The sequence below is a fragment of the Lentzea sp. NPDC058436 genome (assembly GCF_042721515.1).
GTDB lineage: Bacteria > Actinomycetota > Actinomycetes > Mycobacteriales > Pseudonocardiaceae > Lentzea.
This window is the reverse complement of sequence record NZ_JBHXLF010000003.1, coordinates 24,907-43,449: the sequence shown is the minus strand read 5'-3', so window position 1 is coordinate 43,449 and position 18,543 is coordinate 24,907. Positions and strand designations below refer to the sequence as shown.

Below are 18,543 nucleotides of genomic sequence, written 5' to 3'. Positions count from 1 at the left end.
TGCCGACGATGCGGTCGCTGGCGAACTCAGATTCAACCCTCCCGCTGAACTGCCTATCCTCACCAGGGAAGTAAGTCGGATACTGCTGGACATTCTGATCAGGCTGACTGAGGTCGAGGCGCTGGACCGGCCTCGGGAAAGGGGGATGGATGACTGTTGAAATCAGTCGAGACCCGTGGGTAGCGTTCGATGACCTGCTCGGCGTCGAGGTGGTCGAACCGATCGGAGAAGGAGTGGGACCGGTCGCGTTCTGCGGCCGGTGCTCGACCGAAGACAACCAGGACCCGGAGACGTCGCGGGGCTGGCAGTGGGGCAACGCGAACAAGTTCGTCGAACCGCTGGGCGGCGTGATCGTCGAGGAGTTCTTCGACATCGGCCAGTCACGTTCGGTGCCGTGGGAGCGACGGCCGGAAGCTGCGCGGCTGCTGGCCGCTCTGAAGGACCCGGACCGGGGATGGAACGCGGTCGTGGTCGGGGAGGGGACGCGGTGCTGGTTCGGTAACCAGTTCTCGCTGATTGCTCCGAAGTTCGCCGCCTACGGCGTGGATCTGTGGGTGCCGGAACTCGGTGGGAAGTACGACCCGCGCAACCCGTCGCACAAGATGCTGATGAGCGTGCTGGGCGGCATGAGCGAGTCGGAGCGACAGCACGTGCAGGCGCGCGTTCGAGCGGCGATGGATGCTCAGGTGGTCAACGAGGGGCGTCACCAGGGCGGCCGGGCACCGTACGGGTACACAGTCATCGATGCCGGACCGCACCCCAACCCGAGGAAGGCGGCTGAGGGGTACCGCCTGCGCGTCCTTTCGATCGACGAGCCAAGCGCAGAGGTCGTGCAGAGGATCTTTGCCGAGTACCTCACGGGCGAGATGGGCGACCGCGCCATAGCGAACAACCTGAACCGGGATGGCATCCCGTGTCCGTCCGCGCGTCGGCCCGACCAGAACCGGCATCGGCCTGGCGACGGATGGCAGGGCGGCACCGTCAGGGCGATCCTGGAGAACCCTCGCTACACGGGCTTTGCGTTCTTCGGGCGTTGGACCCGGCAAGAGATGCTGCTTGACCCGGACGACGTTGGGGCGGGTCACGTGGTGCGGTTCCGCAAGGCCTCTCCGGATCGTGTGGTGCGCTCTCGAACGAAAGCACATCCGCAGATCATCGAGGTTGAGGAGTTCGTACAGGCTCAGCTTCTGCGGAAGTCGCGGGCGGCCGGTGGGTTCTCCGCGGGAAAGAAGCTTGTCCGCGGGTCGAAGCGCACAAAGCGTGTCTACCCGTTGAGGGGTCGCGTGAAGTGCGGCTATTGCGCAAGGCGAATGGAGGGAACGCCGCGCGGTCTGCGGACCTACTACCGCTGTGCACTTCGAACGATGGTGCCCGGTTCGCCGGCACTGGAGGGGCACCCGACAAATGTGTATCTGCCGGAAGCCGCCGCGGTCGAAGTGCTGAACGAGTGGATCGATCGGCTCTTCGATCCTCTGAACCTCGACCGGACGGTCTTGGCTCTCGTCGAATCGCAGGACGGCGGAACCTCGGAAACGGTCAACCACGCGGCTGCGAAGAAGCGCCTTGCTGAGGCGGACGCGAAGCTGAAGCGATTCCAGAACGCCATCGCCGCGGGAGTCGACCCGGTTGCGCTGGTAGATGCCATCAATGAAGCGCAGGAGAAGCGCGCGGCGGCTCAAGCCGAGCTGAACGGGACACCGAAGCCTGTCGCGCGGGATGCGGCGGCCATCTACGCGATGGTCGATTCGCTGGGCGACGTGAAGAAGGTGACTCGGCTCGGTGACCCGGAGGAGCTGCAACGGCTCTACGAGCGGTTGAACCTGGAGATCGTCTACAACGCAACAGGGCGGACGCTCGATGGGAGCATCCGCCCGGTTGGTAGGGATAAAACCAGTGTCCGAGGGGGGACTTGAACCCCCACGCCCTTACGGGCACTAGCACCTCAAGCTAGCGCGTCTGCCATTCCGCCACCCAGACTGATGTGAACAGAATACAGGGCGTCCGGAGGGGTCTGAACGCGGGGTTACGATCGGCCCGTGAAGGTGATCGTCGAGGCGGATGGCGGCTCGCGGGGGAACCCCGGACCTGCTGGTTACGGCGCTGTCGTGCGCGACAAGCTCAGCGGCGAGACGCTGGCCGAGCGCCGGGGGTTCATCGGTGTCGCCACCAACAACGTGGCTGAGTACCAGGGACTCATCGCGGGGCTTCGGGCTGCTCGGGAGTTGAACGCCGAGATCGTCGACGTGCGGATGGACTCCAAGCTCGTCGTCGAGCAGATGTCCGGGCGCTGGAAGATCAAGCACCCCTCGATGCAGCCTCTGGCGAAAGAGGCGCAGGAGGTCGCTCGCGGGTTCGTGAAGGTCAGTTACGAGTGGATCCCGCGCGAGCGCAACAAGCAGGCCGACCGGCTGGCCAATGAGGCCATGGACGGCGAAGGCCGCCCAGAAAAGGACAAGCCGCAGAAGGACAAGCTACAGAAGGCCGAAGGGGACAAGCAGCCGCACTGGAGTGGCGCGGTCGGGGAGCCCACGAGGGTGATCCTGCTGCGGCACGGGCAGACCAAGCTGTCGGTCGACCGGCGCTACTCGGGGCGGGGCGATCACCCGCTGACGGAGTTCGGGCTGGAGCAGGCCGAGAAGGCGGCGGCCAGGCTGTCCACACTGGACGGCATCGCGGCGGTCATCTCGTCGCCGCTCCAGCGCGCGCACCAGACGGCCGGAAAGCTCGCGGACAAGTTGGGTCTCGACGTCGTCACGCACCAAGGGCTCATCGAGACCGACTTCGGCACGTGGGAAGGGCTGACGTTCGCCGAGGCGAGCGCGCAGGACCCCGAGGTGCATCGCCGGTGGCTGGGCGACACCTCCGTCAAGCCGCCGAACGGCGAGAGCTTCGACGAGGTCCACGCGCGGGTCAGGAAAGCAAGGGTGGACATCATCAGCCGGTACGGCGGCCAGACGGTGGTGCTGGTGAGTCACGTCACGCCCATCAAGACGATGCTCCGGCAGGCGCTGGACGTCGGGCCGCAGTTCCTGTTCCGGATGCACCTCGACCTGACTGGTGTGTCGATCGCCGAGTTCTACCCGGACGGGCACGCGTCGGTGAAGCTCATCAACGACACCTCGCACCTGGGCTGAGGTCAGCGCGACGAGGAACGGCGGCGCACCAGCAGCAGGACTCCCGCGGTGGCCGCTCCCGCCAGGAGGCCGCCCCCGATGACCAGCACCTCGACGCTCGGCCCCGCGGTCATGTCCTTGGGGCGCGCGTTGCGCATCTCCTCCTCGGTCCAGCCCGAACCCGGCGACGGGGACGGCAGGGTGGTCGAGGTGGGCTGGGACGCTGCCGGCTCGTCCGGGGGTTTCAGCAGCAGGAAGCCGGCCGCGCCCACCACCAGTGCGACGGCCGCCGCGGCCAGGACGATGTGGAGCGGCTTCACGGTCTTCCCTTCCCGAGAGGCCGGGCGGATCGGTCCGCCCGGCCGGTGAACAGGTCAGCCGTTCATGAACGTGCGGTACAGGTTTCCTTCGGCGGCGTCCTCGAAGTACGGCGAGCGCAGGTTGCCGAAGATGTCGTTGTTGCTGGTCACGCCGTGCACGTAGCCCAGGCCGGTGCCGCTGGCGTTGTCCTGGAAGTCCGTCAGCCACGGGCCTCCGCTGGAACCGCCCTGCAGACCGCAGCTCATCGTGATCTGGCGCGGGAAGAACACCGTCGCCTGCTGGGACGGACCCACGCAGTTGTACTGCGCCTGGCAGCTCTCCTTGTCGCAAGGGTAGCCAATGACGGTGTGGGTCCGGTTGAACGGACCGCCCACGCGGACGCCGTTCGCCACGCCCGTGGCGTCGACCAGTCGCTGGCCGCTGCCGTTGGTGCCCATCAGCGCGAATGCCGAGTCGTAGCCCCAGGAACCGTCATCGGTCCAGCCGCGAAGTGTGGTGAGGTTGTACGCCTCGAACGTGCCGAACGGCCTGCTGTTGTGGTAGTCCGGCACGAAGAGCCAGTTGTTGTGCCAGTTGCCGCCGTCGCCCTCGTGCACGCAGTGTCCCGCGGTGGACACCATGTTCCTGGCCGGGCTGTTGACGACGCTGCCGGAGCAGACCCAGTTCCCGCCTGCCGAGTCCTTGTAGAAGACCTTGCCGACCACGCGGGTCCGGTAGATCGACGCGCCGACGTCGCCCAGGGCCGAATACGGCTCGGCCAGCTTCTGGTCGGTCTGCGCCCGCTCCACCCGGCGTGGTGCGTTCGGATCGGCGTTGACCTGGCGGTCCGCGTTCTTCGCCGACGCCATCCGTTCCGGCGTCCAGTACTCGGCGGCCGCTCTCGCCTCGTCCGCCGAGATGCGGTGCTCGACGATCTGCGACGCCCTCGCCTCCCGCGCCTCGGCAGCGCCGGCCGTACCGGTGAAGCTGCCGACGAGCAAAAAGGGCATGGCGAACAGAACTGATTTCCTCATGTTGCGCACACCTTTCCGGGTGCAGCAATGCAGAGCACGCGAAGAAAGCGGCTCACTGCCGCTCGCGTGCGAATCCCCGCCCCCACGGTAGAACTCCCCAGAGCCGGTCGAAGAAGACCGGCGCGATTCCGACCGTAGCGTCAACGGGAAGGGGTGTCGAGGCGCGAACGGGTCAAAACGGACGTCAGCTGACGCGACGCAACCGTGGTGTCAGCGCTGTCGTGAAGCGGTCTGCCGCCGCCTCCAGCGCGGAGTTGGCCGCCGGCGTGCCCACGTTCTGGTCCAGCACGAACTCGCCCCGCACCACCTGGTCCGCGCCCTTCGCGGCCAGCAACGGGTGCAGGGCGTAGTCCATCGCCACCAGGAAGCCCTGGCTGCCCCCTGTCGCCAACGGCAGCACCGCGCGGCCACGCAGCGCCTTCTTCGGCAACAGGTCCAGCAGGGCCTTCACCAGTCCGCTGTAGGCGGCGCGGTAGACGGGCGAAGCGACCACCACGCCGTCCGCCGACAGCACGCCGCTCACCGCGTCCGCGATCTCCGGATCGCGGAGGTCCTCGGTGAGCAGCGACAACGTGGGCAACGCCCGCACGTCGAGCAACGCCACGCGGTGCCCGGCGGCCCGCAGGTGCTCCTCGACGTACGACACGACGACTCCGGTCGGCGCGGAGTGGGACGGCGCGCCGGAGATGATCAGCAGATCGGACATGACGAGGCACTCCCGAGGTCGCGGACTGAGGACGACAGACTCAGGGACGGCAACACAGGCTTGCTGCCACGCGGCCGTAGTCGACGTGGCGACGTCGTGTCATGGCTGAAGTCAACCAACGTCCGCACCGGTGGACAACCGGTTCCAGACGCTGGGATATCCTGGTCAACGCGGATGAGTCGGCAGGGCGGCCGCGGCGCGCGAGCGTCGAGGAAAGTCCGGACTCCACAGGGCAGGGTGGTTGTTAACGGCAACCAGGGGTGACCCTCGGGACAGTGCCACAGAAAGCAGACCGCCTCGGCGAAAGCCGCGGTAAGGGTGAAACGGTGGTGTAAGAGACCACCAGCGCCCCAGGTGACTGGGGCGGCTAGGTAAACCCCACCCGGAGCAAGGCCAAGAGGGTGCCGCGAGGCACCTGCGCGAGCGTTCGAGGGCTGCCCGCCCGATGCTCGCGGGTAGGCCGCTAGAGCCTGCCGGCAACGGCAGGCCCAGATGGATGGCCGCCGACTGGGACCTCGGTCCCACGAACAGGATCCGGCTTACATGCCGGCTCATCCGCCTGTATGCATGAAGTCATGCTCTCGCACCTGGAATGCGCCCGCTGCGGCCTCGAACACGACGCCGACGCCGTCCAGAACCTCTGCCACGGGTGCGCGTCGCCGCTGCTCGCCCGCTACGACCTCACGAAGGTGGGCAGGCCGACCGCCGAGAACAGCCTCTGGCGCTACCGCGACGTGCTGCCCGTGCGCGACCCCGATCCGGCGTTCAGCCTCGGCGAGGGCATGACGCCGCTCGTGCCGTTGCCCGCGCTGAGCAGGGCGCTGGACGCGACCGTGCTCATGAAGGACGAGTCGCTCATCCCGACCGGCTCGTTCAAGGCCCGTGGCGCGGCCGTCGGCGTGGCGCGGGCCAGGGAACTGGGCATCCAGGGCATCAAGATGCCGACCAACGGCAACGCGGGCGCCGCCTGGGCCCTGTACGCGGCGCGCGCCGGGCTGCGCAGCGTCATCGCGATGCCCGAGGACGCCCCGCTGATCACCCGCGAGGAGGTCGAGGCGAGCGGCGCCGAACTGCGGGTCGTGCCGGGCACCATCGCGGACGCCGGCAAGGCCGTCGCGGACGTCGACCTCTTCGACGCGTCCACGCTGCGGGAGCCGTACCGCATCGAAGGCAAGAAGACGATGGGGTACGAGATCGTCGAGCAGCTCGGCTGGCGCGTCCCCGACGTGATCGTCTACCCGACCGGTGGCGGCGTCGGCCTGATCGGGATCCACAAGGCGCTGCACGAGATGCTCGAACTCGGCTGGATCACCGGGAAGCTGCCGCGCCTCGTCGCCGTGCAGTCCACCGGCTGTGCGCCGATCGTCAGGGCGTTCGAGGCGGGCGAGCAGGAGTCGGTGTTCTGGGACGCCGCCTACACCGGCGCGTTCGGCATCAACGTGCCGAAACCGTTGGGGGACTTCATCATCCTGCGGGCCATCAGGGAGACGAACGGCACGGCGGTGGCGGTGACCGACGAGCAGATCGAAGCCGACCGGGCCGAGACCGCGCGCCTCGAAGGCGTGTTCCTCTGCCCGGAGGGCGCCGCGACGGTCAGCGCCGTCAGGAACCTCCGCGAGACCGGGTGGCTCGCGGCGGACGACGACGTGGTCGTGCTGAACACGGGAGCGGGCATCAAATACCCATCTCTCCGCCTCTAGGTCCACTGCAACCCCCAGGGCGTTACAGAACTTCGGCCGTTCGAGTGGTGCCACGAGCCGACCTGTCCACTCTCGGTATCACCACGAATATCGCCGGATCCTCCTGTCAGACGGTCGGCCCCTGCAGCCGGCCGTCTCCGAGGGAGGGAAGAGACATGCAACGCAAGCTGACGGTCGTGCTGGCCCTGTCCAGCCTCGTCACCGCTGGAGCGGTCGGTGTCGCGACGGCCGACGCCACGGAGTTACCCGTCTACGGGGTCACGAGCTCCGGTCTCGACCAGGAGCAGGCCCAGAAGCTGCAACGGGCGTTCGGCCTCAAGGACGTCCAGAGATCCGAGTACGGCGCGGTGTCCTTCGCGGACGAGCAGCGCTACCAGTACCTGCCGACCGTCGACAAAGGACAGGGCAGACCGGACGAGGACGGCAACGCCACCACGCAGACCGCGCTCGACACCGAGGCGCTCAAGCGCATCAGGACCATCTCGACGGAGGAGGCGGCCAAGCGCGCGCAGGAAGGGCTCAGGGCAGCGGGCGTGCTGCCCGACAACGCGTCGCCCACCGCGCAGCACACGACGTTCGAACTCGCGGACCCCAACGGGCGCAACGCACTCACGGCCAACCTCGACACCAGCGTGTCGTACACGTTCCAGCTCGGCGGCATCCCGCTGGAGGGTGAGGGCGCGAACATCCGCGTCTCGTTCGACGCGCAGGGCGTGACGGCGGTCAGCCACGCCGCCCGCACCTACGACAAGGCCGGCACGGTCAAGGTCAACGACCTCGCGTACGGCGCCAAGCTGTGCCAGAAGTACCTGGGCGCCTCGGTCAAGGCGGAGGCGAGCTACGTCTACGTCGCGACGCCGCTGGAGGACAAGACCGACAAGGTCGAACCCTCGTTCCGCTGCTCCGGCCGCAACGACGACGGCGGCGCGCCCCAGGCCATCACCCTGCCCGCCGCGGTCGGCGCCGAGCTGCCGCAGCCGGGTCCCGGCCAGGAGCCGCGGCCACAGGCCCAGTTCAAGATCCAGGGCGCCGGCACGCAGGTCGGCAGCGAGGGCACCGGCAACTGCGCCGGCCTGCCCAACACCGCCGCCAACATCGGCACGTTCAACACCGAGGCGGGCAACCACGGCATCACCCGCCAGTTCAGCTGGCTCGACGGCAACGCCTGGGAGAGCGACTTCAAGGACCCGGCGTTCGCGGGCGGCGACGACACGAACTGGGCCGACGACGTCGACCTCACCTACTGGCAGGGCCACGGCAGCGGCACCGGCTTCTACTTCACCGGCTGCTCCAACCACACCGACAACAAGCTCGCCAACACCGACGCCAGGTGGGGCCAGAACGACGTCGAGTGGATGAGCCTCTTCACCTGCCAGATCCTGGAGGACAACACCGGCGGCCAGACGTGGGCGCAGCGCTGGGGCCAGGCGTTCCGCGGCCTGCACCAGATCAACAGCTTCACCACGGTCAGCTACAACTCGGCCAACCACGGCGGCAAGTTCGGCCACTACATGTGGCGCTCGCCGTTCCTGTGGTGGAACAACCCGATGAAGGTCCGCGACGCGTGGGCGCAGGCCAGCATCGACACCCAGCCGGCGTCCGTGCGCTGGGCGACCATGGGCGTCTACCTGCCGGCCAGCGGTGGTCTCGGCAACTACGACGACTACTTCTGGGGCAAGGGCTCCGTCGGGCCCGACTACGCCTCGACCGGCTGGTTCTGGCGGATCACCGGCACCTCGTGACCCGCTGACCTCCGCGACGGAGCCCGGTGACCTCGTGGTCGCCGGGCTTCACCGGTTCGCGGGACGTCCCGACGGCATCCGCAGCACGGGCCGGAACGGCTCCCCGCCGTTGTAGAGCTCCTCCAACTCGGTCACGTACGCGAGCACCGCCGGATTCACGATGTCGGCGAGCGAGCGGACCCCGGCCTGGGGCTCGTAGGAGGAGAGGTAGGTGGCCGCCGCACGCGCCCGCTCCAGCACGGACCGGTCGAAGTTGATCGTCCTTTGGACCCGACGCCGGGATTGCACGCCTTGCCCGGTAGGCTCGTCCACGCCTGGAGCACTAGGGGAGGCTGTGATTCCGTCCACACTTCCGTCCGGCGCGAGGTCAGGTTCGAGCATGGGCGAATCTCCTCGTCGTCGCCGCTCCGGAGTGCGCTCGCAGCGGGGTCGGGAACCTGCCGAACAGGGCGTTCACATGAGTGCGCACGTGCGCATGTTTGAGACGCACGCACTGTGGGTGACCAGGGCGTTCGCAGTCGGGTGAACCTTGCCAGCTACGGAGAGAATCTTGATCCGGGTGTTCCCCACTGACCTCTCCTCAGTGATGATGTGTCGGCCAGATTAGACGTAATTCCTCCCAGGGGGAACGGCCAGATGATCTACCGCCCACTTCACTTGCCCCACACGCCGTGACGAACTCGTGTTCTACTCGTAGCGCTAGCCCCCGCGCACTCTGGAGTACCTAAATGATCGCCATGGACCTGGTGACACTCGCTCAGCAGCAGCCGACGGTGCCGGGCACAAGCAACGTCCGCGACTGGATCCTGAACAACATCGTTCCGCTGCTGCTGCTGACCGTCGCGCTCCTCCTGCTCTGGCTCGGAGGTGGCAAGGGCGACAACGCGGGTGTCATGCGCCGCCTCGGTGGAGTGATCGTGGCACTCGCCATCATCGGCCTCGCGGTCACGACCGATGCGGGGGCGAACATCGGCAAGTGGCTCGCCGGCTTGTTCGTCGGAGGCTGATCCGTGCGGGTCCGCACCGACGACGAGGTCTACCGGGTCGACGCCGTCTGGCTCGGTCCGCCCAAAGCGACTTTCCCCTGGCGCGCGCGATACGTCGCGTGGGGCGTCGGGATCGTCGTTTTTCTCGTCGTACTCACGATCGAACGGCAGATGGGCGTCGGGTTCGGGTTCTTCTCGACCGCGTGGGCCCTCGTCGCGACGATCATCCTCACGCGCTTCATCACCCAGCGGATCAGCCATGAACGGCCCCTCACGGCCGTCATGTCGATGTGGGTCCGCGAGCTCACCGCACCTCGAGAACGCACGGCCAGCACCGGCGGAGCGGCCAGCGCCGCCCGGATCCGGGTCAGTCCGCAGCGACCTCGTCCCAAGTTGAGCAAGAAACAACAGCGACGGGCGAGACAGCAGGCCCAGCCCCGCCGGACGTCAAACAGCCGTAAGAAGGAGGTTCGCGGTGTTCGGACGCCGGCGAGACCGTGACCGTCGCTCCGCCCAGCACATCGCCCAGCACGCCGCCGCGGACCCGCGCGAGCGCGACAGGGCCGCCTATTCGAAGCGCGGCCGCCGCCTGCCCGGCGAGCAGGCCGTGCCGAGCTACACACCGTCGATCAGCGCCCGCAGCATCGACGGTCACCTGCTGCGCACCGGCCAGGAGGTATACGCCTGGTACCGGCTCGCGCCGCAGCGCTGGTCGTTCCGCAGCGACTCGCAGCGCCAGGACCTGATCGCCGCCATCGCGGGCCAGTACGCCGAGCTGCAGGGCCGCTGGATGCACCTGCGCGTCACCACGCGGCCGTACCCGATCCGCATGTGGGCAGAGGCGCACGTGCACAACGCCGTCAAGCGCCTCCCGGACACGCCGGGCACGCTGTCGTTCGACGACTACATGGTCGGCGAGCAGCAGCAGCTGATGGGCCGCTCGATGGCGGAGAAAGAGGTCTACCTGGGCGTCCAGGTGCAGACCCGCAACATGATGGACCGCGCGGTCGAACGCGCCGCCCCCGTGCTGCGCAAGGTCTTCCCGGACGCCGTCGACGCCGAGCTCGTGGCACTGGACTCCGAGGTCGAGCACCTCGACCAGGTCATCGGCTCCGCCGGGCTCGAAGGCCGTCCCGCGACCGCCGACGAGATGTCCTGGCTGATGCACAGGTCGTGCTCGCTGGGCCTGCCCGCGCCGCGCAACCTGCCCGCCGTGCCGGGTGCCGCGTGGGAGCCGGAGGACCTGGCGAGCTTCACCGACGCCGCCGACTTCCACCAGGAGCCCTACTCGCCGACGGTGACCGTGCGCGGCCGCACCGGCTCGAACGCGGGCGTCAAGCGGCACGTCACCGTGCTCACGGTCGGGCTCATGCACGGCCTGCAGATCCCCGAGGTCGACGACCCGTGGGTGCAGCGCGCCGACCGCCTGCCGGCCTCCGTCGAGTGGTCCGCCCGCATCTACGTGCGCAAACCCGAAGAGGTGTCGGGCGAGCTGTCGCGGCAGATGAGCAAGGTCCGCTCGCAGGTCCGCCACTACACCGACGAGCACGAGCTGGAGCCGCCGCAGTCGCTGGCCCGGCAGGCCGGTCGCGTGCTGGAGATCGACGACGAGATGACGTCGGGCTTCACCGCGCTGGGCACCCGGGTGCGCTCGTGGTGGCGCCTGGCGGTGAGCGGCCCGACCGAGCGCGAGGCGTTGCGCCTGGCCCAGTCGTTGCTGGAGCTGTACAAGCCGAAGGTCGCGATCGAGCACCCCGAGGCCCAGTACGCGATCGCCCGCGAGTTCATCCCCGGTGAGCCGCTGTCGAGCGGCGCGTACCTGCGTCGTGGCAGCGTGCTGTGGGCGGCGTCCGCCGTTCCCACGGCCACGGCCGAGGTCGGTGACCGCCGGGGCATCCTCCTGGGCGAGACCGTCACGGCCACCCGCCGCCCGGTCGCGTGGGACCCGTGGATGGCGCAGGAGCTCCGGGACGCCTCCGGTCTGACGGCGATGGTCGCGGGCCTGGGTGCCGGTAAGTCGTTCCTCGGCGGCGGCATGGTCTACAAGACGCTGCGCGCGGGTGCTCACTGGACGCTGCTCGACCCGTCCGGTCCGCTCTCGGCGCTGTGCGAGCTGCCCGAACTGCGGCCGTACGCGCGCCCGATCAACCTGCTCAACGCCCAGCCCGGCATCCTCAACCCGTACCGGGTGGTCGCCGAGCCGATGCTCGACCACTTCCTCGACGAGGACGACCCCGAACGGGCCTGGCGCCGGGAGAAGGCCCTCGCGGCCGCCACCCGCCGCCGTCTCGTGCTGGACGTGCTCACCGGCCTGCTGCCGTTCGAGGTCGCGCGGCTTCCCCAGACGCGCATCGTGCTGCTGCGCGCGGTCCGCACGGTCGGTGGCCGCTTCGACGCCCACCCCGGTCTCGTCTTCGAGGCGCTGCGCCGGGACGCGTCCGAGCACCACGAGCACGCGGTCGTCGTCGCGGACTTCCTCGACGAGATGCGCGAGCGCATGTCGTTGCTGATCCCCGAGGAGAACGACGACCCGTACAACGAGCAGCGCGACGACAGGCTGACCGTCCTCACCATGGCGGGCCTCAACCTGCCGAAGGACGGCGTCGGCCGCGAGCACTGGACGGACGCCGAGTCGCTCGGCGTCGAGATGCTCAACCTCGCCGCCTGGCTCACCCAGCGCTCGATCTACGACCGGCCCAAGGACCTCCGCAAGGGCGTCTGGATCGACGAGGCGTTCTTCCTCTCGGAGGTCCCGACCGGTCGCGTGCTGATGAACCGCTTCGCGCGTGACTCGCGCAAGTGGAACGTCCGCGTGCTCCTGTCGTCGCAGATCCCCGCCGACTTCCTGAGGATCCAGGGCTTCGTCGCACTGCTCGACTCGGTCTTCGTCGGCCGCCTCGACGACGACCAGGCGCAGGCGGACGCGTTGCGGCTGCTCAAGGTGCCGGTCGGCGCCGGGTACGAGCAGGTCGTCGCCTCGCTCGGCCGCCGCCCCGGTGGCGAGCGCACCGCGACCGAACGCGACCGGGCGCCCCGTCAGTTCATCTTCGGCGACGGCGCCGGCGGCGTGGAGCGGATCCGCATCGACTTCAGCGGCCCGCACCTGGAGCACCTGCGCACCGCCCTCGACACGACCCCCGACGCCAAGCGCGACAACGGCAAGGGCGAGCTCGTGCCGGTGGACGACCACGAGGCGGCGCCGCAGCCGCCCGCCTACGTGCCCGACGAGATCGACGACGAACTGGCGGCCGACATGGAGCTGGGTCTGACGGAGGACGAGGCTCATCTGGTGAGCCACGGTGACGGGTCCAACCGCCGCCGGGACGGCGGCGCATGACCGCGCTGACGATCGTGCTCGCGATCGCCGCCTTGCTCTGGGCAAGGCGGCGCTTCGCGCTGCGCGCGTCAGCACGCACCAGGTCGGTCGGCCTCGTGGCGGCCATCCTGGCGCTTCAGGTGGTCATAGGTGCCCCGATGGCGCACGCCCAAACCTGTGGCGACCCGCCGAACCCCGAACGGCCCGGCGCGGGCATGGTCGGCGCGCTCGACCCGCCCGTCGGCAACGGCCTGCCCGGCTCGCCGTACCTCGAGTACGGCTACGCGGGCATGGTCTGGCACCAGTACAACGCCAAGTGCGGTGTCCTGCCGGACGCGAACGCCACGCTCGACACGTGGGCGGGCAACGAGCTGTTCAGCATCGGCAAGAACATCGTCGGCGCCACGAACGCGTTGCACTACACGGTGATGGGCCGCGGCCTGCTGGTCCCGCTGGACGACGCCGTCAAGAACGGCGTGCAGAAGGTCTACGACAACGTCTACCTGCGCTGGTTCGGCCTGGTGGCGCTGATCCTCGCGATCCTGATGTTCCGGCAGATCTGGACGGGCGACTTCGCCGCGATCTCCAAACGCGGGCTCTGGGCGCTGGCGGCCATGTGGCTGGCGACATCGACGCTTGCACTACCCCAGTTCTACAACCTCCTCGACAACACGCTGGTCTCCAAGACCTCGGAGATACAGGCGGGATTCATCGAGGCGCCTGAAGAACAAGGCACTCTTCACGTACTACCGACAAAGCTGCACGACGCCGTCGTCTACCAGAGCTGGCTGCGCGGCGCGTTCGGCACGCCCGAGGCACCGCAGGCCGCCGAGTTCGGCCCGCGCATCCTCAAGGCGCAGGCGTGGACCACGGCCGAGATCGCCGAGGGCAAGGACGGCGACCAGGCGGCCCTCGACGCCAAGAAGAACGAGTGGAAGGCCCTCGAAGGCCAGCTCGGCACCGCCAAGGGCTACTTCGACGGCACCGACGGCAGCCGCACCGGCGCCGGCTTCCTGGCGCTGCTGCAGTCGATCGCGTTCTCGCTGTTCCAGCTGTTCGCGAAGGCCGCGGTGCTGCTGGCCCAGCTGCTGCTGCGCATCCTGACGCTCGCCGGACCGCTCATCGGTCTCGTCGCGCTGCTGCACCACGACCTGCTGCGCAAGGTGGCCCGCGCGGCCGCCGTGACGATCTTCAACGTGCTGGTGCTCGCGGTACTCGCGGGTGTCCACGCGCTGCTGCTGCAGGCGATCTTCAACGCGACCGGGTTGTCGTTGCTGACGCGGACGTTGCTCGGCCTGATGCTGACACTCGTGTGCTTCGTGATCGGCAAACCGCTGCGCCGCATGTGGCAGATGGTCGAGATGTCGGTCGGGTCGGCGTCCAACGTGCTGCCGATGAGCGGTGGCGTCTGGTCGAAGATGATGGGCCGCAGGAAGCAGCAGGGGCCGACGCCCCAGGACGAGTTCTGGGAGTCCGTGCGCGACAACGACTCCGACGGCGCGGACGCGCCGCAGCGGGGTCGCGGCCGGGTCCGTCCCGAGGCCTCCAACCCGGTCATGGCGACGGCGCAACGGCTCGACCGCGACGCGGTGCCGGTCCAGATCGTCAACGGCGACGACTCCTCCACGAGGGTGCGCGCGGGCGCGTTGCCGGCGGGATCGGGTCCCGCGGCGCTGCCCGTCGCACGGTCGCGCGTGGTGGACAGTCCCACGGTCACCGACCGGCAGTGGGACAGGGTCGACGACGCGGTGCTCGTGCCGTCGCGCTCCAGCGCCTACGCGGCACCGGTGCAGGAACCCCGCAGGGCCGAGACGGAAGTGGTGGCAGGACGCCCGGTGCACGTGATCTACCGACCGTCGCGCGGTTTCGAAGTCAGGGACAACTGAAGGGAGGCGTAGGTGCCGATCCGGACCAACCGCGGCCGTGCCGCGGTCTACCGCAGGCTGTGGGGATGGCCGCTGCGTTCCCCCCGCCACCTGGCCGCGTCGATCATCATCTTCGTGGTGCTCGTCGTCTCGCTCGGCGTGATCATCCCGAAGGTGCTCGACCGCAAGCCGGCTGACCCGGCGGCCGGTCAGTCCTCGACGTCGTCGCAGGGCACCCAGGTCGGCCAGCTCCCGTCGAGCAGCACCTCGCTGCCGACCAAGGAGCCGGCGCCGTCCAACTCCGCGAAGGCGGCACCGCCCGCCGTCGACGCGCAGCTCACCGCCGAGCTGTGGGCCGAGACGTGGATCAAGCCGCCGCCCGGCAACGACGTCGACAAGTGGCTCAAGGAGCTCGAGGAGTACACGACCCCCGAGTTCCTCGCGCAGATGGCCACGATCGACCCGCGAAACGTTCCGAACAAGCTCGTCGACAAGGTCAAAGCGGTGAAGTCGACGACGTCGTCCATCGACTACGAGGTCACCACGAACCTCGGCAAGGTGCGCATCACCCTGGTGAAGGCACCGGACGGCAAGTGGCGTGTGAACAGCTACACGAAGGCGGACTGACCATGCGCGTGATGTTGCTGATCGGGGCACTCGCCATGATCGTCGTGATCGCGGTGGCGACGTCGGGTGTGTCGCAGGTGGTCAGCAACTCCACGAATCCCGCGGCGGGCGGGAACGTCCTGAAGATGAGCTGCAACGCGGCCATCGGGCCGTGGGAGGTGGGCGGCGGCGCGGCCAAGGGCCAGGCCGACGCGGCGCGCCTCAACGAGGAGCAGCGCAACATCGTCGCGCGCATCATCTCCATCGGCCAGGAGCGCAAGCTGCCGCCGCTCGCGTGGCAGGTCGCGATCCAGGCGGGCATGACCGAGTCCGGCCTGCGCCCGTTGAACTACGGCGACCGCGACTCGCTCGGCATCTTCCAGATGCGTCCGTCGATGGGCTGGGGCACCCCCGCCGAGGTGATCGACCCGACGTACGCGATCAACAAGTTCTACGACGTGCTGCTGAAGGTGCCGGACTGGGAGAACAAGCGCCCCGGTGACTCGGCGCAGGCGGTGGAGCGGTCGGCGTTCCCCGACCGGTACCACAACTGGGAGTCCATGGCGGCGTTCCTGCTGAGCGAGCTGGGGCAGATCACCGACCCGGCGGGCTGCGGTTCGGGCGCGGGGGAGTTCCTGCTGGCCTCGAACGCCGCGGGCATCGCCATCGAGTTCACCAAGCAGCAGCTGGGCGAGCCGTACCTGTGGGGCGGCAACGGCCCGGACGCGTGGGACTGCTCCGGCATCCTGGTGAAGGCCTTCGGCGCGGCGGGCGTGAGCATTCCGCGCGTCGCGAACGACCAGTACGAGAAGGGCGGCGCCCACCTCCCGGTGCGCGACGCCCAGGCAGGCGATCTGATCTTCTGGGCGACCGACACGGCGAACCCTCGCACGGTGCACCACGTGGCCATGTACCTCGGCGGCGACGAGTACATCCACGCACCTCAAACGGGTGACGTAGTGAAGATCAGCAAGATCAACTGGGATTATTACGAGTTGATGCCGCTGGCCGTCCGGCCGGGCGTGTAGATCGCGGGGAGGCGCTGCATGTTCAACCACGACCCCATCCCGAGGCCTTCCGGACCGCCTGCGTCGAGCACTCCGGTGCGTGACTACGTGGCGGCCGGAGCTCCGGGGGTCTCGTCCGACTACGTGGTGATCCCACGTGCGCTGGCCGAGGCCATGCCGTTGCCGTTCCAGCAGCACCTGGTGCACCTGCTGGCCGACTTCCACCGCACGTACGGGCACCTCAAGTGGCCGGTCTACCGCGTGGTGCCGTCCCGCTACGAGAAGCTCGGCGACCTCGACGAGGAACAGCTGGCCGAGGTCGGCGCGATCATGGAGATCGACTCCGACGGATCACTCGTCTACCGCGACCGCTCCGGACGTAAGATCGAGAACGCCGAAGACCGCACGGTGCTGGTGTCATGTTTGGACCCGATCCCGTCGGAGTACGCCAACGCCAACCAGTCGACGCCGCCGCGGGGATTCCCGGCGCCTTTGGGAGGCGAACGCGTATGAGTGACAGCAGCGGGTGGTACTTCTGCCTGACCCACCAGACGGTGGAGCACGGCAAGGGCTGCAAGGGCCCGGACAGGATGGGCCCGTACCCGGACGAGGCCACCGCGGCCCGTGCCCTGGAGATCGCGAAGGAACGGACTCGCGCGGCCGACGAGTCCGACAAGAAGTGGCGCGGCGACGACGAGGACTGATCCTCGGTCTTTAGTCTGTGCGGGTGGCTTCCCTGGTGATCCGCACTGGCCGTGCCGACCTGTCGTTCGACGGCCTGCGCTCTGAGTTCAGCCTGCCCTCCTCGTTCCCGGCGGAGGTGCTGGCGGAGGCGGAGGAGGCGGTCTCCCGTGACGCGGGAGACCGCCCCGACCTCACCTCGCTGCCCCTGGCGACGATCGACCCGCCCGGCGCCAAGGACCTGGACCAGGCCCTGTGCGTGGAACGTTCGGGTGACGGCTTCGTCGTGCACTACGCGATCGCCGACCTGGGCCTGTTCGTGACGCCCGGCGGTGCCCTGGACGCGGAGGTCCGTCGCCGGGGCCAGACCATCTACCTGCCCGACGGCAACGTCCCGTTGCACCCGACCGCGCTCTCCGAGGGCGCGGCGTCGCTGCTGCCCGGCGTGGTGCGGCCGTCCGTGCTGTGGACCTTCACCTGCGACTCCGACGGCATCCCGACGAACGTCGAGGTGCGCAGGGCTCTCGTCCGTTCGACGGCCCAGTTCGACTACGCCACCGTTCAGGCCTCGTTCGACGCCGGCGACCCGCACCCGTCCGTGGCCGCGCTGGCCGAGTTCGGACCTCTTCGCCGCGCTTACGCACGTGAGCGCGGCGCGATCGAGCTGCAGCTGCCGGAGCAGGAGATCGAGCAGGACGGCTCCGGCTGGAAGCTGGTGACCCGTCCTCGGGCGGCCGTCGATTCCTGGAACGCCGAGATCTCCCTGATGACCGGCATGGCCGCCGCCTCGATCATGCTGGAGGCGCGGGCCGGCATCCTCCGCACGCTGCCGAACCCCGACGACGCCGCCGTGACGTCCCTGCGCAGGTCCGCCGCCGCCCTGAAGGTGGAGTGGCCGGCCTCGCTGTCGCCGGGCGCGTTCCTCGCCGGCCTCGACCCCGCCACGCCCGAGGCCCTGGCGCTGTTCACCGACGCCACCCGGCTGCTGAGGGGCGCGGGCTACTCGGCGTTCGACGGCTCCGTGCCCGAGGTGGTGACGCACGCCGGTGTCGCGGCCCCGTACACGCACGTGACCGCGCCGTTGCGTCGTCTCGTCGACCGCTTCGCCACCGAGGTCTGCCTGGCCGTCACGGCAGGAGAGGAGCTGCCGTCGTGGCTGGCGGAGGCCCTGCCGCAGCTGCCGTCGCTGATGGGATCGTCCGACTCGCTCGCGTCGAAGGTGGACCGCGCTGCCACGGACCAGGTCGAGGCCTGGGTGCTGGCCGGGCGGATCGGCCAGGAGTTCGACGCGGTGGTGCTGCGGGCCGGTGACGACGAGGCCGAGGTGTTCGTGTCGGAGCCTCCGGTGCTGGCCAAGTGCGCGGGCAAGCGTTTGCCGGAAGGCGAACGGGTCCGCGTGCGCCTCGCGGAAGCGGACCCGGTCGAGCGCAAGGTCCGTTTCACACGGGCGGTGTGACCCAGGCCAACACCGCCTCGTGTGAAGATGC

17 protein-coding genes, 1 tRNA gene and 1 other RNA gene are annotated in these 18,543 nt (G+C 69.0%); 14 read left to right on the top strand and 5 right to left on the bottom strand.

Features of this window, described 5'->3' with window-relative positions:
• Positions 1-149 precede the first annotated feature (149 nt).
• Positions 150-1,913 (top strand): recombinase family protein, encoded by a 1,764-nt coding sequence (locus ACFWN2_RS13885; RefSeq protein ID WP_382427515.1) that lies wholly within the window; start codon positions 150-152, stop codon positions 1,911-1,913.
• On the opposite strand, the gene ACFWN2_RS13880 is transcribed toward ACFWN2_RS13885, so the two are convergent.
• Positions 1,895-1,977, bottom strand: a tRNA-Leu gene (locus ACFWN2_RS13880). The two genes, ACFWN2_RS13885 and ACFWN2_RS13880, sit on opposite strands and share 19 nt — an antisense overlap.
• 59 nt (positions 1,978-2,036) lie before the next feature.
• On the opposite strand from ACFWN2_RS13880, the gene ACFWN2_RS13875 reads away from it, so the two are divergent.
• Entirely contained in the window at positions 2,037-3,134 is a 1,098-nt protein-coding gene (locus ACFWN2_RS13875) for a bifunctional RNase H/acid phosphatase (protein WP_382427513.1), read from the top strand.
• Positions 3,135-3,136: 2 nt separating this feature from the next.
• Here ACFWN2_RS13875 and ACFWN2_RS13870 read toward each other — a convergent pair whose 3' ends face one another.
• The 3 genes from ACFWN2_RS13870 to ACFWN2_RS13860 form a co-directional block, all read right to left on the bottom strand.
• A complete protein-coding gene (locus ACFWN2_RS13870; RefSeq protein WP_382427512.1) occupies positions 3,137-3,433 on the bottom strand; it encodes a hypothetical protein in 297 nt (98 codons plus the stop codon).
• A 54-nt stretch (positions 3,434-3,487) separates the two neighbouring features.
• Complete coding sequence (locus ACFWN2_RS13865; protein ID WP_382427511.1) at positions 3,488-4,447, bottom strand: trypsin-like serine peptidase; 960 nt, start codon at positions 4,445-4,447, stop codon at positions 3,488-3,490.
• A gap of 184 nt (positions 4,448-4,631) precedes the next feature.
• Positions 4,632-5,153: an NAD(P)H-dependent oxidoreductase gene (locus ACFWN2_RS13860; RefSeq protein WP_382427510.1), complete on the bottom strand. Its 522-nt coding sequence runs from the start codon at positions 5,151-5,153 to the stop codon at positions 4,632-4,634.
• A 175-nt stretch (positions 5,154-5,328) separates the two neighbouring features.
• Between ACFWN2_RS13860 and rnpB the strand changes: the two genes are divergently transcribed.
• From rnpB to ACFWN2_RS13845, 3 genes are all read left to right on the top strand, one after another.
• Positions 5,329-5,711, top strand: an RNA gene (rnpB, locus tag ACFWN2_RS13855) — RNase P RNA component class A.
• A gap of 17 nt (positions 5,712-5,728) precedes the next feature.
• Positions 5,729-6,853 carry a threonine synthase gene (locus ACFWN2_RS13850; RefSeq protein ID WP_382427509.1) on the top strand — a complete coding sequence of 375 codons (1,125 nt, stop codon included), beginning with the start codon at positions 5,729-5,731 and terminating at the stop codon, positions 6,851-6,853.
• A 155-nt stretch (positions 6,854-7,008) separates the two neighbouring features.
• On the top strand, positions 7,009-8,595 hold the full coding sequence (locus ACFWN2_RS13845) for a DUF6345 domain-containing protein (RefSeq protein ID WP_382427507.1): 1,587 nt from the start codon (positions 7,009-7,011) through the stop codon (positions 8,593-8,595).
• Positions 8,596-8,643: 48 nt separating this feature from the next.
• Here the strand turns inward: ACFWN2_RS13845 and ACFWN2_RS13840 are convergent, their stop codons facing one another.
• Positions 8,644-8,883: a hypothetical protein gene (locus ACFWN2_RS13840; RefSeq protein WP_382427505.1), complete on the bottom strand. Its 240-nt coding sequence runs from the start codon at positions 8,881-8,883 to the stop codon at positions 8,644-8,646.
• 440 nt (positions 8,884-9,323) lie between these two features.
• Here ACFWN2_RS13840 and ACFWN2_RS13835 point away from each other — a divergent pair, with 440 nt between their 5' ends.
• The 9 genes from ACFWN2_RS13835 (at position 9,324) to ACFWN2_RS13795 (ending at position 18,512) form a co-directional block, all read left to right on the top strand.
• Positions 9,324-9,602 carry a hypothetical protein gene (locus tag ACFWN2_RS13835; RefSeq protein ID WP_382427504.1) on the top strand — a complete coding sequence of 93 codons (279 nt, stop codon included), beginning with the start codon at positions 9,324-9,326 and terminating at the stop codon, positions 9,600-9,602.
• A gap of 3 nt (positions 9,603-9,605) precedes the next feature.
• Positions 9,606-10,082 (top strand): hypothetical protein, encoded by a 477-nt coding sequence (locus tag ACFWN2_RS13830; protein ID WP_382427503.1) that lies wholly within the window; start codon positions 9,606-9,608, stop codon positions 10,080-10,082.
• Positions 10,057-12,918 carry an ATP-binding protein gene (locus tag ACFWN2_RS13825; RefSeq protein WP_382427502.1) on the top strand — a complete coding sequence of 954 codons (2,862 nt, stop codon included), beginning with the start codon at positions 10,057-10,059 and terminating at the stop codon, positions 12,916-12,918. The genes ACFWN2_RS13830 and ACFWN2_RS13825 overlap by 26 nt, the downstream gene beginning before the upstream one ends.
• The gene (locus ACFWN2_RS13820; RefSeq protein WP_382427501.1) at positions 12,915-14,783 is read left to right on the top strand and encodes a hypothetical protein; all 1,869 of its coding nucleotides are present in this window, start codon (positions 12,915-12,917) and stop codon (positions 14,781-14,783) included. The genes ACFWN2_RS13825 and ACFWN2_RS13820 overlap by 4 nt, the downstream gene beginning before the upstream one ends.
• Positions 14,784-14,795: 12 nt before the next feature.
• Positions 14,796-15,389 carry a hypothetical protein gene (locus tag ACFWN2_RS13815; RefSeq protein WP_382427500.1) on the top strand — a complete coding sequence of 198 codons (594 nt, stop codon included), beginning with the start codon at positions 14,796-14,798 and terminating at the stop codon, positions 15,387-15,389.
• Positions 15,390-15,391: 2 nt separating this feature from the next.
• Positions 15,392-16,396 (top strand): C40 family peptidase, encoded by a 1,005-nt coding sequence (locus ACFWN2_RS13810; RefSeq protein ID WP_382427499.1) that lies wholly within the window; start codon positions 15,392-15,394, stop codon positions 16,394-16,396.
• Positions 16,397-16,471: 75 nt separating this feature from the next.
• Positions 16,472-16,888: a hypothetical protein gene (locus tag ACFWN2_RS13805; protein ID WP_382427497.1), complete on the top strand. Its 417-nt coding sequence runs from the start codon at positions 16,472-16,474 to the stop codon at positions 16,886-16,888.
• Positions 16,885-17,079 (top strand): hypothetical protein, encoded by a 195-nt coding sequence (locus ACFWN2_RS13800; RefSeq protein ID WP_382427496.1) that lies wholly within the window; start codon positions 16,885-16,887, stop codon positions 17,077-17,079. The genes ACFWN2_RS13805 and ACFWN2_RS13800 overlap by 4 nt, the downstream gene beginning before the upstream one ends.
• Before the next feature lie 23 nt (positions 17,080-17,102).
• Positions 17,103-18,512 carry an RNB domain-containing ribonuclease gene (locus ACFWN2_RS13795; protein WP_382427494.1) on the top strand — a complete coding sequence of 470 codons (1,410 nt, stop codon included), beginning with the start codon at positions 17,103-17,105 and terminating at the stop codon, positions 18,510-18,512.
• Positions 18,513-18,543 lie beyond the last annotated feature (31 nt).

What these genes read in the sequence shown, in the direction of transcription:
- ACFWN2_RS13850 (WP_382427509.1), top strand. Translation starts at nt 5,729, where the DNA reads ATGCTCTCGCACCTGGAATGCGCCCGCTGCGGCCTCGAACACGACGCC.
- ACFWN2_RS13845 (WP_382427507.1), top strand. Translation starts at nt 7,009, where the DNA reads ATGCAACGCAAGCTGACGGTCGTGCTGGCCCTGTCCAGCCTCGTCACC.
- ACFWN2_RS13820 (WP_382427501.1), top strand. Translation starts at nt 12,915, where the DNA reads ATGACCGCGCTGACGATCGTGCTCGCGATCGCCGCCTTGCTCTGGGCA.
- ACFWN2_RS13885 (WP_382427515.1), top strand. Translation starts at nt 150, where the DNA reads ATGACTGTTGAAATCAGTCGAGACCCGTGGGTAGCGTTCGATGACCTG.
- ACFWN2_RS13800 (WP_382427496.1), top strand. Translation starts at nt 16,885, where the DNA reads ATGAGTGACAGCAGCGGGTGGTACTTCTGCCTGACCCACCAGACGGTG.
- ACFWN2_RS13835 (WP_382427504.1), top strand. Translation starts at nt 9,324, where the DNA reads ATGATCGCCATGGACCTGGTGACACTCGCTCAGCAGCAGCCGACGGTG.
- ACFWN2_RS13860 (WP_382427510.1), bottom strand. Translation starts at nt 5,153, where the DNA reads ATGTCCGATCTGCTGATCATCTCCGGCGCGCCGTCCCACTCCGCGCCG.
- ACFWN2_RS13865 (WP_382427511.1), bottom strand. Translation starts at nt 4,447, where the DNA reads ATGAGGAAATCAGTTCTGTTCGCCATGCCCTTTTTGCTCGTCGGCAGC.
- ACFWN2_RS13810 (WP_382427499.1), top strand. Translation starts at nt 15,392, where the DNA reads ATGCGCGTGATGTTGCTGATCGGGGCACTCGCCATGATCGTCGTGATC.